This window comes from Ramlibacter sp., assembly GCF_035627355.1.
Lineage (GTDB): Bacteria > Pseudomonadota > Gammaproteobacteria > Burkholderiales > Burkholderiaceae_C > Ramlibacter.
In genome coordinates this window covers 1-13755 of record NZ_DASPLW010000033.1, presented here as the reverse complement: position 1 = coordinate 13755, position 13755 = coordinate 1, and the positions used below count along the sequence as shown (strand labels likewise).

Genomic DNA, 13755 nt, shown 5'->3' with positions numbered 1-13755 from the left:
AAGGAACGTTCTATTTAAACGTTCCTCTTACTTCCGTGGGTCTCGACAGACCAACGCGGCTCAAACCTGCTGCGCGATGGTTCTCTGTCTGTCGCCTACACGTCGATATTCGCAGCCCTCAACGCATTCGTCTCGATGAAGTCCCTGCGCGGCTCCACTTCATCGCCCATCAGCATGGTGAACACCTTGTCGGCCTCGATCGCGTCCTCGATCTGCACGCGCAGCAGGCGGCGCACGCTGGGGTCCATGGTGGTTTCCCAGAGCTGCTCGGGGTTCATTTCGCCCAGGCCCTTGTAGCGCTGGCGTGAGGTGGTGCGTTCGGCTTCGCCGATCAGCCACTGCATGGCCTCGCGGAAGTCGCCCACCTTTTCCTCCTTGGCGCGCTCGCCCTCGCCGCGCATCACCTTGGCGCCTTCGTGCAGCAGGTCGCGGAAGGTGTCGGCGGCGTCGGACAGGGCCTGGTAGTCGGCGCCGTGCACGAACTCCTGCGTGATCACGCTGCTCTTGACGTTGCCGTGGTGGCGACGGCTGATGCGCAAGATGGGCTTGTCGGTGCGGGCATCGAACTCGCCGGCCACTTCGGCCAGGGGCGAGTTGTTGGCGCGGTCGATCTCCTGCAACTTGGCCTGCAGCGCCAGCGCCGAGGCCTCGGCCTCGGCCACCGTGTCCAGGTTCAGGCGCACGCCATCGGCGATGGCACGCAGGGCCTCGACGTCCATGAAGCCGGACAGCCGGTCGATCACGCGTTCGGCCACTTGGTGCTTGCGAGCCAGTTCGGCCAGGGTCTCGCCGCTGATGATGGTCGGTTTGTCGCCGCCGGTGGAGATGCTGGCGCCGTTCAGCGCCACGCGCAGCAGGAAAGCGTCAAGCTCCACGCCGTCCTTCAGGTACAGCTCCTCCTTGCCGGCCTTCACCTTGTACAGCGGCGGTTGCGCGATGTAGATATGGCCGCGCTCGACCAGCTCCGGCATCTGCCGGTAGAAGAAGGTCAGCAGCAGCGTGCGGATGTGGGCGCCGTCGACGTCGGCGTCGGTCATGATGATGATGCGGTGGTAGCGCAGCTTGTCGACGTTGAAGTCGTCGGCGTCGGACTTGCCGTGACCGTTGCCGTTGCCGTTGCCGTTGCCATTGCCATTGCCATTCCCGTTGCCGTGCGCGCTGCCGCCAGCCTTGCCGATGCCGGTGCCCAGCGCGGTGATCAGCGTCAGGATTTCGTTGGACGTCAGCAGCTTCTCGTAGCGCGCCTTCTCCACGTTCAGGATCTTGCCGCGCAGCGGCAGGATCGCCTGGAACTTGCGGTCACGCCCCTGCTTGGCGCTGCCGCCGGCGGAGTCGCCCTCGACGATGTAGATCTCGCACAGCGCCGGGTCCTTCTCCTGGCAATCGGCCAGCTTGCCGGGCAGGCCCATGCCGTCCAGCACGCCCTTGCGCCGCGTCATCTCGCGCGCCTTGCGGGCCGCCTCGCGTGCGCGGGCCGCCTCGACGATCTTGCCGACGATGGTCTTGGCGTCGTTGGGGCGCTCCTGCAGGTAGTCGTGCAGCTTGCTGGCCACCACGTCTTCCACCGGGCCGCGCACCTCGCTGGACACCAGCTTGTCCTTGGTCTGGCTGGAGAACTTGGGCTCGGGCACCTTCACGCTCAGCACGCAGGTCAGGCCCTCGCGCATGTCGTCGCCGGTGATCTCGACCTTGGCCTTCTTGGCCAGTTCGTTCTCCTCGATGTACTTGTTGATCACCCGCGTCATCGCCGCGCGCAGGCCGGTGAGGTGGGTGCCGCCGTCACGCTGCGGGATGTTGTTGGTGAAGCAGAGGACCTGCTCGTTGTAGCCGCTGTTCCACTGCATCGCGACCTCGACGCCGACCATGCTCCCCTGGTCGCTGGCCTTCTCGCCCACCGCATGGAAGGCGTTGGGGTGCAGCACCGACTTGCCCTTGTTGATGAAGTCGACGAAGCCCTTGACGCCGCCGGCACCCGAGAAGTCGTCGCTCTTGCCGGTGCGCTCGTCGACCAGCTTGATGTTGACGCCGTTGTTCAGGAACGAGAGCTCGCGCAGCCGCTTGGACAGGATCTCGTAGTGGAAGTCGTTGTTCTCCCTGAAGATCTCGGTGTCCGGCAGGAAGTGCACCTCGGTGCCCCGCTTGTCGGTCTCGCCCAGCACCAGCATGGGCCGCACCAGCGCCCTCTCGCCGTCGGGCCCCGTCTGCTCGCTGACTTCGCCGCTCTTGACCACGAAGCCCTTGCTGAACTCCAGCACGTGCACCTTGCCGTGGCGCCGCACCGTCAGGCGCAGCGACTTGGACAGCGCGTTCACGCAGCTGACGCCCACGCCGTGCAGGCCGCCCGAGACCTTGTAGCTGTTCTGGTTGAACTTGCCGCCGGCGTGCAGTTCGGTCAGCGCGATCTCGGAGGCGCTGCGCTTGGGCTCGTGCTTGTCGTCCCACTTGATGGCCGTCGGGATGCCGCGGCCGTTGTCCACCACGCTGATCGAGTTGTCGGTGTGGATGGTCACCACGATGTCGTCGCAGTGGCCGGCCAGGGCCTCGTCGATGGAGTTGTCCACCACCTCGAACACCAGGTGGTGCAGGCCGGTGCCGTCGGACGTGTCGCCGATGTACATGCCCGGGCGCTTGCGCACCGCCTCCAGCCCCTCCAGGATCTGGATGGCGCTCGCACCGTAGTCGGTGGCGGGGGCGGTTTCGGGGCGCTGGTCGGCCGGCTGGGTGCCGGTGCTCGGGTCGTTTTGCTCAGGCATACACGTCTTTTCTCTGTCGCTTGAAACACGCAACCCGCCGGTCGGCGGGTGCGGTTTCCTCTTCCGTCATTCGGTCCTTACGTCATCCCCGCGCAGGTGGGGATCCAGCGCAACGCGCCTGCGGCGCTGTCGAATGCGCAAGCCCTGGATTCCCGCCTACGCGGGAATGACCTGTCACTAAATCCTCATCGGCATGACCACGTACTTGAAGTTCGCGTCTTCCGGGTTGGTCACCAGGGCCGAGCTGTTGGCGTCGGCCAGTTCGATCTTCACCATCTCCTGGCCCATGTTGGCCAGGGCGTCGATCAGGTAGGTGACGTTGAAGCCGATCTCGATGGTGTCGCCGCCGTAGTCGATGTCCAGTTCGTCCACCGCCTCTTCCTGCTCCGCGTTGTTGCTGGCCACGCGCAGCGTGCCCGGCTCCAGCGTCAGGCGCACGCCCTTGAACTTCTCGCTGGTCAGGATGGCGGTGCGCTGCAGGCTCTTGAGCAGCGGGTCGCGGCCCAGCGTGACCTGGTTCTTGTGGTTCTTGGGGATCACGCGGTTGTAGTCGGGGAACTTGCCTTCGACCAGCTTGGTGACGAACTCCATGCCGCCGAAGGTGAAGCGCGCCTGGTTGGGCGCGAACTGCATCTGGATCGCGCCTTCGGCGTCGGACAGCAGGCGCTGCATCTCCAGCACCGTCTTGCGCGGCAGGATCACCTCCTGGCGCGGCACGTCGACTTCCAGCGTGGCGCTGGCGAAGGCCAGGCGGTGGCCGTCGGTGGCCACCAGCGACAGCTGCTTGCCCTCGGCCACGAACAGGATGCCGTTCAGGTAGTAGCGAATGTCGTGCACCGCCATCGCGAACGACACCTGCGCCAGCAGCGCCTTCAGGGTCTTCTGCGGCACGCTGAAGACCGGGCCGAAGCTGGCCGACTCCTGCACCAGCGGGAAGTCCTCGGCCGGCAGCGTCTGCAGCGTGAAGCGGCTCTTGCCGCCCTTGAGCACCAGCTTGCTCTGGCTGGTCTCCAGGCTGACGGTCTGGTCGGACGGCATGGTGCGCAGGATGTCGATCAGCTTGCGCGCCCCCACCGTGGTGGTGAAGTTGCCGCTGTCGCCATCCAGGTCGGCGGTGGTCCGGATCTGGATCTCGAGGTCGCTGGTCGTCAACTGCAACTGGGTGCCTGTCTTGCGGATCAGCACGTTGGCCAGGATCGGCAGCGTGTGCCGGCGCTCGACGATGCCGGCAACCGATTGCAGCACCGAGAGCACTTTTTCCTGCGTGGCCTTCAGGACGATCATGTGGGCCTCTCCTCTTCTGAATTCTTTGTTTAAAGGTAGTAGTAGCTAGGTAAGGGGCGGCGTCCCGTGTGGACAAGGCGCATTTTCCCCTTTTTCATCAGGTACTTGCGGTTGCCGAAAGGGTGTGGGCGGGTGCGCTTCCGGGCCGCTTCGCCGATGGGGACAACCTGGCCGCGGAGCGCGCTCCTGTGGATAAGCGGGCAGTTGTGCCGGAATGCTCCACAGGGTTGTTCCAGGCCGTCATCCGCCATCAGCCCTTCAGCGTCTGTTCCAGCACGTGCAGCTGCTGGTTCAACTCGGTGACGTTCTGGCGCTCCTGGGCGATCTTGCGCACCGCGTGCAGCACCGTCGTGTGGTCGCGGCCGCCGAACAGCTCGCCGATCTCGGGCAGGCTTTTCTGGGTCAGCTCCTTGGCCAGGTACATGGCGATCTGGCGCGGGCGGGCGATCGAGGCCGGGCGCTTCTTGCTGTACATGTCGGCGACCTTGATCTTGTAGTAGTCGGCCACCGTCTTCTGGATGTTCTCCACGCTGATCTGCCGGTTCTGGATCGACAGCAGGTCGCGCAGGGCCTCGCGGGCCAGCTGGATGGAGATCTCCTTCTGGTTGAAGCGGCTGTAGGCCAGGATCTTGCGCAGCGCGCCTTCCAGCTCGCGCACGTTGGAGCGCACGTTCTTGGCCACGAAGAAGGCCACTTCCTCGGGCATCTCGGCGCCTTCGGCGGCCGACTTGTTGATCAGGATGGCCACCCGCATCTCCAGCTCGGGCGGCTCGATGGCCACCGTCAGGCCGGAGTCGAAGCGCGAGATCAGCCGCTCGTGGATGTCGGCCAGCCCCTTGGGGTAGGTGTCCGAGGTCATCACGATGTGGCTCTTCTTGGCCAGCAGGGCCTCGAAGGCGTTGAAGAACTCCTCCTGCGTGCGGTCCTTGTTGGCGAAGAACTGCACGTCGTCGATCAGCAGCAGGTCCAGCGAGTGGTACTTGCCCTTGAACTCGTCGAAGGTCTTGCGCTGGTAGGCCTTAACCACATCGGAGACGAACTGCTCCGCGTGGATGTAGAGAACTTTGGAGCCGGGGCGCTCGGCCAGCAGCTTGTTGCCGACGGCATGGACCAGGTGGGTCTTGCCCAGGCCCACCCCGCCATAGATGAACAGCGGGTTGTAGAGCTGGCCGGGCGTGCCGGCCACGTGCATGGCGGCGGCGCGCGCCATGCGGTTGGCCGTGCCCTCGACCAGGGTGTCGAAGGTCAGGGCCGTGTTGAGCCGGTTCTTGAAGGTGCCGGACGGGCTGTCGTCGGCCAGCTCGACCGGTTCGGCCGGCGGCGGCATCTCCGGGGCAGAGGCTGCGACGTAAGGTTTCGCGGGCGCTTCACGCTGAGCGAGCGCTAACTCAAGTTGCACCGGCTGGCCGTAGAGCTTTTCCAGCGTGGCCGCGATGCGGCCGGCGTACTGGGCCCGAACCCAGTCGAGCTTGAAGCGGTTGGCGACGTACAACGTGACCCGGGAAAAGTCGTCCGTGACCCGGGCCCCCAGCGGCTTGATCCAGGTGTTGAACTGCTGTTCCGGGAGTTCCTGGGCGAGCTGGTCCATGCAGGCCTGCCACAGGCCGTCCCCTCCCCCCATGGCCGAACCTCCCGGCAGGCTGTTGCCAAATCCCTCGCTCATCCGGTTCGCCGCCCTCTGTGGATAGTTGTCATTCTCGGAAACCCCCGATTGTAATTTATGAAGAAGTTATCCACACCGGGTTTTCGCTATTGCGCGCGAGGGCGGCCGGGCGCGGTGAAAGGCGGCTTTCTTGTCCAGCCGGGCGATTTCGCCGATAATCGCGGGTTTCCCTGACGCCAAGCAGACCAAGACATGAAACGCACCTACCAACCCTCCAAAGTGCGCCGCGCCCGCACCCACGGCTTCCTGGTCCGCATGAAGACCCGTGGCGGCCGTGCCGTGATCAACGCCCGCCGCGCCAAGGGCCGCAAGCGCCTGGCCGTCTGAGGCCGGCCCGGATCGCGCCCCGCCGCGGCTGCCTGGGCCAAGCCCGACCAAGCCAGCCCCATCCGTGCAGCGGCTCAGGACACGGGCGCAATTCGAGGCCGTCATGGCCGCCGGCCGCACCGTCGCCCGCACCGAGCACTTCGCGCTGCACCGCGCCCCGCTCGGTCCCGATCCGGAACCCGGTGCCACCGCCCCAGGTCCCACAGGGCCGGAACCCCCAGGGTCGCCGGCCCTGTTTGCTGTCCGGCACGAACCCTGGCTGGGCGCCATCGTTCCCAAGCGCTGGGCCCGCCGAGCCGTCACCCGCAACGCCATCAGGCGCCAGATCTACACCGTGAGCCAGCAATTCGAAGCCGACCTGCCCGCCGCCGCGCACGTGGTGCGGCTGCGTGCCGGCTTCGATCGCGCGCAGTTCCGCAGCGCCAGTTCGCCGGCGCTGAAGGCCGCGGTGCGCACCGAGCTGCAGCGCCTGTTCGGGGAGCTGCGCCGGTGATCCGCTCCGTCCTGATCGGCCTGGTCAAGGGCTACCGGCTGCTGCTGTCGCCCTGGCTGGGATCGGCCTGCCGCTTCACCCCCAGCTGCTCGGCCTACGCGCTGCAGGCCCTGCAGCAGCACGGCGCCGCTGCCGGCAGTTACCTGACGGTGGCGCGGCTGGTGCGCTGCCATCCCTGGTGCGCCGGTGGCGTGGACGAGGTGCCGGACCAGGCGCCGCGGCTGTTCACCCGCCTGCTGGCGCCCCACTCGCAGAAAAAGACGTCATGAACGACATTCGCCGCACCATCCTCTGGGTGGTCTTCGGTTTCTCGCTGGTCCTGCTCTGGGACCAGTGGCAGATCCACAACGGGCGCCAGGCCACCTTCTTCCCGCAGCCCACGCGGCCGGCCGCCACGGCCGCGGCCGATCCCGCCAGCGCACCGTCAGCCGTCCCGGCCGCTTCGGCACCTGCGACGGGTGCCGCCCTGCCGGGCGTGGCGGGCACCGCCACGCCGCCGTCCGCCGCGCCGCAGGCCCCGCAAGAGCGCTTCACGGTCACCACCGACCTGCTGCGCGCCACTTTCGACACCGTGGGCGGTTCGCTGGTGCGCACCGAGTTCCTGCAGGTCAGCGCCGACTCCAGCAGCGGCAAGGAAGGCACCAGCACCTTCGTGCTGCTGCAGGACGAACCGGGGGCCCAGGGCAAGACCTACGTCGCCCAGAGCGGGCTGATCGGGGGCGACTTCCCCAACCACACCACGCCTATGGCGGTCAGCGGCGAGCGTGAACTCAAGCCGGGCAGCGACGAACTGACGGTGCGGTTCGAGTCGCCCGCGGTCGGCGGCGTCAAGCTGGTCAAGACCTACACGCTGCGCCGCGGCCACTATGAAGTGGGCGTGACGCACGAGGTGGTCAACGTCGGCGGGCAGCCGGTGTCGCCGCAGCTGTACATGCAACTGGTGCGCGGCGGCTTCGCCGATGCCGGCTCCTCGTTCATGAACCCGACCTCCACCTTCACGGGGCCGGCGGTGTTCACGGCCGACCAGAAGTTCCAGAAGGTCGAGCCGTCGGAGATCGACAAGAACAAGGCCGACTTTCAGAAGGAGGCCACCGCCGGCTACGTGGCGATGGTGCAGCACTACTTCGCCAGCGCCTGGATCCTGCCGGACGGCACCCAGCGCGAGAACTTCGTGCGCAAGGTGGACAACCGCTATTCGGTCGGCATGATCGCGCCGCTCAAGCCGGTGGCCCCGGGCGCCAGCGCGGTCCAGGAGTCGCGCTTCTTCGCCGGTCCGCAGATCGAGAAGATGCTGGAGAACATCTACCCCGGCCTGGACCTGGTGAAGGACTACGGGATGTTCACCATCCTGGCCAAGCCGCTGTACTGGCTGATGGACCAGATCCACTCGGTGCTGGGCAACTGGGGCTGGTCGATCATGGCGCTGGTGCTGGTGATCAAGATCGCCTTCTACTGGCTGCAGGCCAAGGGCTACGAGAGCATGGCCAAGATGAAGGCCATCAACCCCAAGGTGATGCAGCTGCGCGAGCGCTACAAGGACAACCCGCAGCAGATGCAGCAGGAGATGATGCGCATCTACCGGGAGGAGAAGGTCAACCCGCTGGGCGGCTGCTTCCCCATCATGATCCAGATCCCGGTGTTCATCGCACTGTACTGGGTGCTGCTGACCAGCGTGGAGATGCGCAACGCGCCCTGGATCGGCTGGATCCACGACCTGGCCTCGCCGGATCCCTTCTACATCCTGCCGCTGGTGATGACCCTCACCACGCTGCTGCAGACGGCGCTCAACCCGGTGCCGCCCGATCCCATGCAGGCCAAGCTGATGTGGTTCATGCCGCTGGCGTTCTCGGTGATGTTCTTCTTCTTCCCGGCCGGCCTGGTGCTGTACTGGATCACCAACAACGTGCTGTCGATCGCCCAGCAGTGGCTGATCAACACCCGCATGGGCGTGCCGCCGCAGTTCAACCTGCCCAAGTTCAAGAGCTGAGCGCCGCAGGCGCGATGCGCTTGAACCCCACGCGCAGGCGGGGATCCACGAAGGGCCGCGCAAGCGGCCCTTATGCTTTGCAATTCCATGCTCCCCCGCCACGACCAGCCGATTGCCGCCATCGCCACCGCGCCGGGTCGCGGCGCGGTCGGCATCGTTCGCGTGTCCGGCCGCACCGTGCAGCCGGTGATCGACGCGGTCTGCGGCCGCGCGCTCCGGCCGCGCGAGGCCACTTACCTGCCCTTCCGGGCCCCCGATGGCGCGCCCATCGACCAGGGCCTCGCCATCCACTTCCCGGCCCCGCATTCCTACACCGGCGAGGACGTGCTGGAACTGCAGGCGCACGGCGGACCGGTGGTGCTGCAACTGCTGCTGGCGCGCTGCCTGGAGGCGGGCGCCGGCATCGGGCTGCGGCTGGCGCAGCCGGGCGAATTCACCGAGCGCGCCTTCCTCAACGACAAGATCGACCTGGCGCAGGCCGAGGCCATCGCCGACCTGATCGACGCCAGCACCGAGGCAGCGGCGCGCAGCGCCAGCCGTTCGCTGGCCGGCGAGTTCTCGCGCGAGATCCACGAGCTGCGCGACGCGCTGATCCACTTGCGCATGCTGGTGGAGGCCACGCTGGACTTCCCCGAGGAGGAGATCGACTTCCTGCGCCAGGCCGACGCCCAGGGCCAGCTGGACCGGCTGCAGGCCCGGCTGGCGGCCGTGATGCAACGCGCGCGCCAGGGCGCGCTGCTGCGCGAGGGCATCAAGGTGGTGATCGCCGGCCAGCCCAACGCCGGCAAGAGCTCGCTGCTCAACGCGCTGGCCGGCGCCGAGCTGGCCATCGTCACGCCGGTGCCGGGCACCACGCGCGACGTGGTGAGCCAGACCATCCAGGTCGAGGGCGTGCCGGTGCACGTGGTCGACACCGCCGGCCTGCGCGAGAGCGAGGACGTGGTCGAGCGCATCGGCATCGAACGGGCCTGGTCGCAGATCGCCGCCGCCGACGCGGTGCTGTTCCTGCACGATCTCACGCGGGCGCAGGAGCCGGGTTACCGCGAAGCCGACCGCGAGCTGCTGCAGCGGCTGCGCGCGCACGTGCCCGAGTCGGTGCCGGTGCTGCAGCTGTGGAACAAGGCCGATGCGGCAGCGGGCGCCGCCGTGCCCGACGGCGGCCTGCGGTTGTCGGCCCGCACCGGCGACGGACTGCAGGCGGTGCGCGCCCGGCTGCTGGAGATCGCCGGCTGGCAGGCCGCGCCGGAAGGTGTCTACATCGCGCGCGAGCGCCACCTGCAGGCGCTGCGCCGGGTCGATGCCCACCTGATGGAATCCGCCGCCCTGCTGGCCGGCGAAGTGCCGGCGCTGGACCTGCTGGCCGAGGAGCTGCGGCTGGCGCAGAACGCGCTGAACGAGATCACAGGCGAGTTCAGCGCCGACGACCTGCTGGGCGTGATCTTCTCGAGCTTCTGCATCGGGAAATAGCGGACCCGCCGCCTGCCCTCACGCTAGCCCCCGAGCAGCTTCTCCTCCGCTAGCGCCAGCGCAGCCGGCTTGCCCGACAGCACCACCGTGTCGCCGCCCTCGAGCGGTGGGTCACCCTCCAGCGCCGCCGCCTTGCCGTCCGCGTGGCGCACGCTGACCACCCGTACGCCCATGGCGTGGAAAGCGAAGTGGGCGAGCCGCCGGCCGACCGAGCGGCCGCCGGGCGGCAGCGTGACGGTCGCCAGCCGCTCCAGCTGGCGTTCGTCGGCGGTGTCGTCGTCGGCCCCATGGAAGTAGCCGCGCAGCAGGCTGTAGCGGGCGTCGCGCTGGTCGCGCACCAGCCGGATCACGCGCCGCATCGGCACGCCGACCAGGGCCAGCGCGTGGCTGGCCAGCATCAGCGAGCCTTCCAGGGCTTCGGGCACCACCTCGGTCGCGCCGGCGGCCTGCAGCTTGTCGATCTCGCGGTCGTCCTGGGTGCGCACGATCACGGGCACCTGCGGCGCGTGGGCGCGCGCGTGCGCCAGCACCTTGATAGCGCCCGGCACGTCCAGGTAGGTGACCACCACCGCGCTGGCCCGCGCCAGTCCGGCGGCCATCAGCGACTGCAGCCGGGCCGCGTCGCCGAACACCACCGAGTCGCCGGCGGCAGCCGCCTGCCGCACCCGGTCGGGGTCGAGGTCCATCGCCATGTAGGGGATGCCCTCGCGTTCCAGCATCCGTGCCAGGTTCTGGCCGCTGCGGCCGTAGCCACAGATGATCACGTGCCGGTTCACGTTGATCGAGCGCCGGGCGATGGTGGTCATCTGCAGCGACTGCTGCAGCCACTCGCTGGCCACCAGCTTCATCACCAGCCGGTTGCTGTACATCACGATGAAGGGCGTGGCCAGCATGGACAGCACCATGCTGGCCAGGATCGGGCTGCGCAACCCGTCCGGCAGCAGCCCCTGCTGCTGCGCCAGGGTCAGCAGCACGAAGCCGAACTCGCCGGCCTGCGCCAGGTACAGGCCGGTGCGCAGCGACACGCCGGTGGTGGCGCCCAACGCCCGGGCCAGCAGGGTGACCAGCACCAGCTTGAACAGCACCGGCAGCGTCACCAGCAGCAGCACCAGCGGCCAGCGGTCGGCCACCACGTGCCAGTCCAGCAGCATGCCCACGCCGATGAAGAACAGGCCCAGCAGCACGTCGTGGAAGGGCCGGATGTCGGTCTCGACCTGGTGCTTGTATTCCGTCTCGGCGATCAGCATGCCGGCGATGAAGGCGCCCAGCGCCAGCGACAGCCCGGCCAGTTCGGTCAGCCAGGCCAGCCCCAGCGTGACCAGCAGCAGGTTCAGCACGAACAGCTCTTCGCTCTTGCGCCGGGCGACAAGCGTCAGCCACCAGCGCATCAGCTTCTGGCCGCCGGCCAGCAGCAGCCCCACCAGCACCGCGGCCTTCAGCAGGGCCAGCGCCAGGCTCGTCAGCAGCTGCTCGGGTTCGCTGCCGAGTGCGGGGACCAGTACCAGCAGCGGCACCACGGCCAGGTCCTGGAACAGCAGCACCCCGATCACCCGCTTGCCGTGCTCCGAGTCCAGCTCCAGCCGCTCGGCCATCAGCTTGAGCACGATGGCGGTGCTGCTCATGGCCAGCGCCGCGGACAGCACCAGCGCCGTCTGCCAGCTCATGTGCCACAGCCCCGGGGCGATCGCCGTCAGCGCCAGGGTGCCCAGCGTGCCGACCAGCACCGTGAGCGCCACCTGCAGCAGGCCCAGGCCGAACACGTGGGTGCGCATGGTGCGCAGCCGCGACAGGCTGAATTCCAGCCCGATCACGAACATCAGGAACACCACGCCGAATTCGCCGATGTAGTGCACCTTGGCCGAGTCCTGCTCCAGCGAGAGGGCGTTCGGGCCGATCAGGACACCGGCGAGCAGGTAGCCCAGCATCGGCGGCAGCTTGAAGGAGCGGCAGGCCACCACGCCGAGCACCGCGGCCAGCAGGTAGACCAGCATCAGCTCCAGCGTGGACATGTGCCGATGCTAACGGGCACCCTAGAATCGCCGCCATGCCCGCTTCCCTCCCCTCGGCGCCGGCCGCCGCCGCACAGCCGGCCCCGGGCAGCTCCGACCCCGACTTCGATTCCGCCCGCGCCCTGCGCCTGGCGCAGGAGACTTTCGACATCGAGGCGGCCGCGGTGCAGGGCCTGAAGGCGCGCACCGGCGAGTCGTTCGGGCGCGCGGTGCAGGCCATGCTGGCGGTGCGCGGCCGCGTCGTCGTCATGGGCATGGGCAAGAGCGGCCACATCGGCCGCAAGGTGGCGGCGACGCTGGCGTCCACCGGCACGCCTGCGCTGTTCGTGCATCCCGCCGAGGCCAGCCACGGCGATCTCGGCATGATCAAGGCCGTCGACCTGGTGCTCGCCATCTCCAATGGCGGCGAGAGCGACGAGATCACGGCCATCCTGCCGGTGCTCAAGCGGCTCGGGGTGCCGCTGGTGGCGATCACGGGCAACCTGCACTCCACGCTGGCGCGGCACGCGGACATCGTGCTGGACAGCGGGGTGGAGAAGGAGGCGTGCCCGCTGAACCTGGCGCCGACCGCCAGCACCACCACCCAGCTCGCCCTGGGCGATGCCCTGGCGGTGGCGCTGCTGGACGCGCGCGGCTTCCGCGCCGAGGATTTCGCCCGCTCGCACCCCGGCGGCGCGCTCGGGCGCAAGCTGCTGACCCACCTGAGCGACGTGATGCGCACCGGCGACGCCGTGCCGCGCGTGCCCGCGGATACGCCGTTTCCCCAGTTGATGCGGGAGATGAGCGCCAAGGGCCTGGGCGCCTCCGCCATCGTCGATGCCGACGGGCGGGTGCTGGGCATCTTCACCGACGGCGACCTGCGCCGGCTGATCGAGAAGGGCGTCGACCTGCGCCAGGTGCGCGCCAGCGAGGTGATGCACGCCAGCCCGCACACCATCCGCGACGACGCGCTGGCCGCCGAGGCGGCCGAACTGATGGAGCGCTACCGCATCACCAGCGTGCTGGTCGTCGACGCCCAGGGGCGCCTGTGCGGCGCCATCAACAGCAACGACCTGATGCGGGCCAAGGTCATCTGATGCCGGCACTCGCCTTCGCGCCGGAACTGCTGCTCGCCGCCCAGGGCGTGCAGGTGGCTTTCTTCGACGTGGACGGCGTGCTCACCGACGGCGGGCTGTACCTGTCGGCCGAAGGCGAGATGCTCAAGCGCTTCCACATCCTGGACGGGCTGGGGCTCAAGCTGCTGCAGCGTGCCGGCATCACGCCGGTGGTGATCACCGGGCGCGACTCACCGGCGTTGCGGGCGCGGCTGGCGGCGCTGGGCGTCGCCAAGGTCCACTACGGGACCGAGGACAAGGCCCCGGCGGCACAGCGCACGCTGGCCGAGCTGGGCCTGGGCTGGGACCGCGCCGCCGCGATCGGCGACGACTGGCCCGACCTGCCGGTGATGCGCCGCTGCGCCTTCGCGGCCGCGCCCGCCAACGCGCACGTGGAGGTCCGGGCGGCGGCGGCCTACGTGACCCGCGCCAGCGGCGGGCACGGGGCGGCGCGCGAGTTCTGCGACCTGCTGCTGGTGGCCAGCGGGCGGTACGCGAGCCTGCTGGAACAGTACGAGTGAGCTCCGCCACGCTGCCCCTGCTGCAGGCCTGGCGCTGGACACGCAGCACCTGGGACCGGCTCGCCATCTACCTGCCGGTGATCCTCATGGGGCTGCTGGCGCTGGGTACCTACTGGCTGGCCAGCAACACGCCGTCGTTCATGGGGGCCCCGGCGGC

Annotated in this window: 11 protein-coding genes and 1 pseudogene; 8 read left to right on the top strand and 4 right to left on the bottom strand. The window is 68.5% G+C overall.

The features are described 5' to 3' along the window. Nucleotides 1-95: 95 nt before the first annotated feature. From VEC03_RS08875 to dnaA, 3 genes are all read right to left on the bottom strand, one after another. On the bottom strand, nucleotides 96-2753 hold the full coding sequence (locus VEC03_RS08875; RefSeq protein WP_324914465.1) for a DNA gyrase subunit B: 2658 nt from the start codon (nucleotides 2751-2753) through the stop codon (nucleotides 96-98). A gap of 177 nt (nucleotides 2754-2930) precedes the next feature. Further along, entirely contained in the window at nucleotides 2931-4037 is a 1107-nt protein-coding gene (dnaN, locus tag VEC03_RS08870; RefSeq protein ID WP_324914463.1) for a DNA polymerase III subunit beta, read from the bottom strand. A 250-nt stretch (nucleotides 4038-4287) separates the two neighbouring features. Then, nucleotides 4288-5658, bottom strand: coding sequence for a chromosomal replication initiator protein DnaA (dnaA, locus tag VEC03_RS08865; protein ID WP_324914461.1), 1371 nt, complete (start codon nucleotides 5656-5658; stop codon nucleotides 4288-4290). A 234-nt stretch (nucleotides 5659-5892) separates the two neighbouring features. Between dnaA and rpmH the strand changes: the two genes are divergently transcribed. The 5 genes from rpmH (at nucleotide 5893) to mnmE (ending at nucleotide 9974) form a co-directional block, all read left to right on the top strand. Next, nucleotides 5893-6027 carry a 50S ribosomal protein L34 gene (gene rpmH, locus VEC03_RS08860; protein WP_027101598.1) on the top strand — a complete coding sequence of 45 codons (135 nt, stop codon included), beginning with the start codon at nucleotides 5893-5895 and terminating at the stop codon, nucleotides 6025-6027. 64 nt (nucleotides 6028-6091) lie between these two features. Then, entirely contained in the window at nucleotides 6092-6520 is a 429-nt protein-coding gene (locus VEC03_RS08855; protein WP_324914458.1) for a ribonuclease P protein component, read from the top strand. Beyond that, nucleotides 6517-6789 (top strand): membrane protein insertion efficiency factor YidD, encoded by a 273-nt coding sequence (gene yidD / locus VEC03_RS08850; RefSeq protein ID WP_324914456.1) that lies wholly within the window; start codon nucleotides 6517-6519, stop codon nucleotides 6787-6789. The genes VEC03_RS08855 and yidD overlap by 4 nt, the downstream gene beginning before the upstream one ends. After that, nucleotides 6786-8507, top strand: coding sequence for a membrane protein insertase YidC (gene yidC, locus VEC03_RS08845; RefSeq protein WP_324914455.1), 1722 nt, complete (start codon nucleotides 6786-6788; stop codon nucleotides 8505-8507). Before yidD ends, yidC begins: the two co-directional genes overlap by 4 nt. A gap of 87 nt (nucleotides 8508-8594) precedes the next feature. Continuing rightward, the gene (mnmE, locus tag VEC03_RS08840; protein WP_324914453.1) at nucleotides 8595-9974 is read left to right on the top strand and encodes a tRNA uridine-5-carboxymethylaminomethyl(34) synthesis GTPase MnmE; all 1380 of its coding nucleotides are present in this window, start codon (nucleotides 8595-8597) and stop codon (nucleotides 9972-9974) included. A gap of 23 nt (nucleotides 9975-9997) precedes the next feature. Here the strand turns inward: mnmE and VEC03_RS08835 are convergent, their stop codons facing one another. Next, the gene (locus tag VEC03_RS08835) at nucleotides 9998-11983 is read right to left on the bottom strand and encodes a monovalent cation:proton antiporter-2 (CPA2) family protein (protein ID WP_324914451.1); all 1986 of its coding nucleotides are present in this window, start codon (nucleotides 11981-11983) and stop codon (nucleotides 9998-10000) included. 35 nt (nucleotides 11984-12018) lie between these two features. Between VEC03_RS08835 and VEC03_RS08830 the strand changes: the two genes are divergently transcribed. The 3 genes and pseudogenes from VEC03_RS08830 to VEC03_RS19120 form a co-directional block, all read left to right on the top strand. Next, nucleotides 12019-13059 (top strand): KpsF/GutQ family sugar-phosphate isomerase, encoded by a 1041-nt coding sequence (locus VEC03_RS08830; protein WP_324914449.1) that lies wholly within the window; start codon nucleotides 12019-12021, stop codon nucleotides 13057-13059. Then, complete coding sequence (locus tag VEC03_RS08825; protein ID WP_324914448.1) at nucleotides 13059-13598, top strand: KdsC family phosphatase; 540 nt, start codon at nucleotides 13059-13061, stop codon at nucleotides 13596-13598. Before VEC03_RS08830 ends, VEC03_RS08825 begins: the two co-directional genes overlap by 1 nt. Nucleotides 13599-13615: 17 nt before the next feature. Then, a pseudogene (locus tag VEC03_RS19120) lies at nucleotides 13616-13755 on the top strand (LPS export ABC transporter periplasmic protein LptC); the annotation flags it as partial.

Bases quoted from the DNA above. Each gene is read 5' to 3' on its own strand.
- VEC03_RS08875 (WP_324914465.1), bottom strand. From the start codon at position 2,753: ATGCCTGAGCAAAACGACCCGAGCACCGGCACCCAGCCGGCCGACCAG.
- dnaN (WP_324914463.1), bottom strand. From the start codon at position 4,037: ATGATCGTCCTGAAGGCCACGCAGGAAAAAGTGCTCTCGGTGCTGCAA.
- dnaA (WP_324914461.1), bottom strand. From the start codon at position 5,658: ATGGGGGGAGGGGACGGCCTGTGGCAGGCCTGCATGGACCAGCTCGCC.
- rpmH (WP_027101598.1), top strand. From the start codon at position 5,893: ATGAAACGCACCTACCAACCCTCCAAAGTGCGCCGCGCCCGCACCCAC.
- yidC (WP_324914455.1), top strand. From the start codon at position 6,786: ATGAACGACATTCGCCGCACCATCCTCTGGGTGGTCTTCGGTTTCTCG.
- mnmE (WP_324914453.1), top strand. From the start codon at position 8,595: ATGCTCCCCCGCCACGACCAGCCGATTGCCGCCATCGCCACCGCGCCG.
- VEC03_RS08835 (WP_324914451.1), bottom strand. From the start codon at position 11,983: ATGTCCACGCTGGAGCTGATGCTGGTCTACCTGCTGGCCGCGGTGCTC.
- VEC03_RS08830 (WP_324914449.1), top strand. From the start codon at position 12,019: ATGCCCGCTTCCCTCCCCTCGGCGCCGGCCGCCGCCGCACAGCCGGCC.
- VEC03_RS08825 (WP_324914448.1), top strand. From the start codon at position 13,059: ATGCCGGCACTCGCCTTCGCGCCGGAACTGCTGCTCGCCGCCCAGGGC.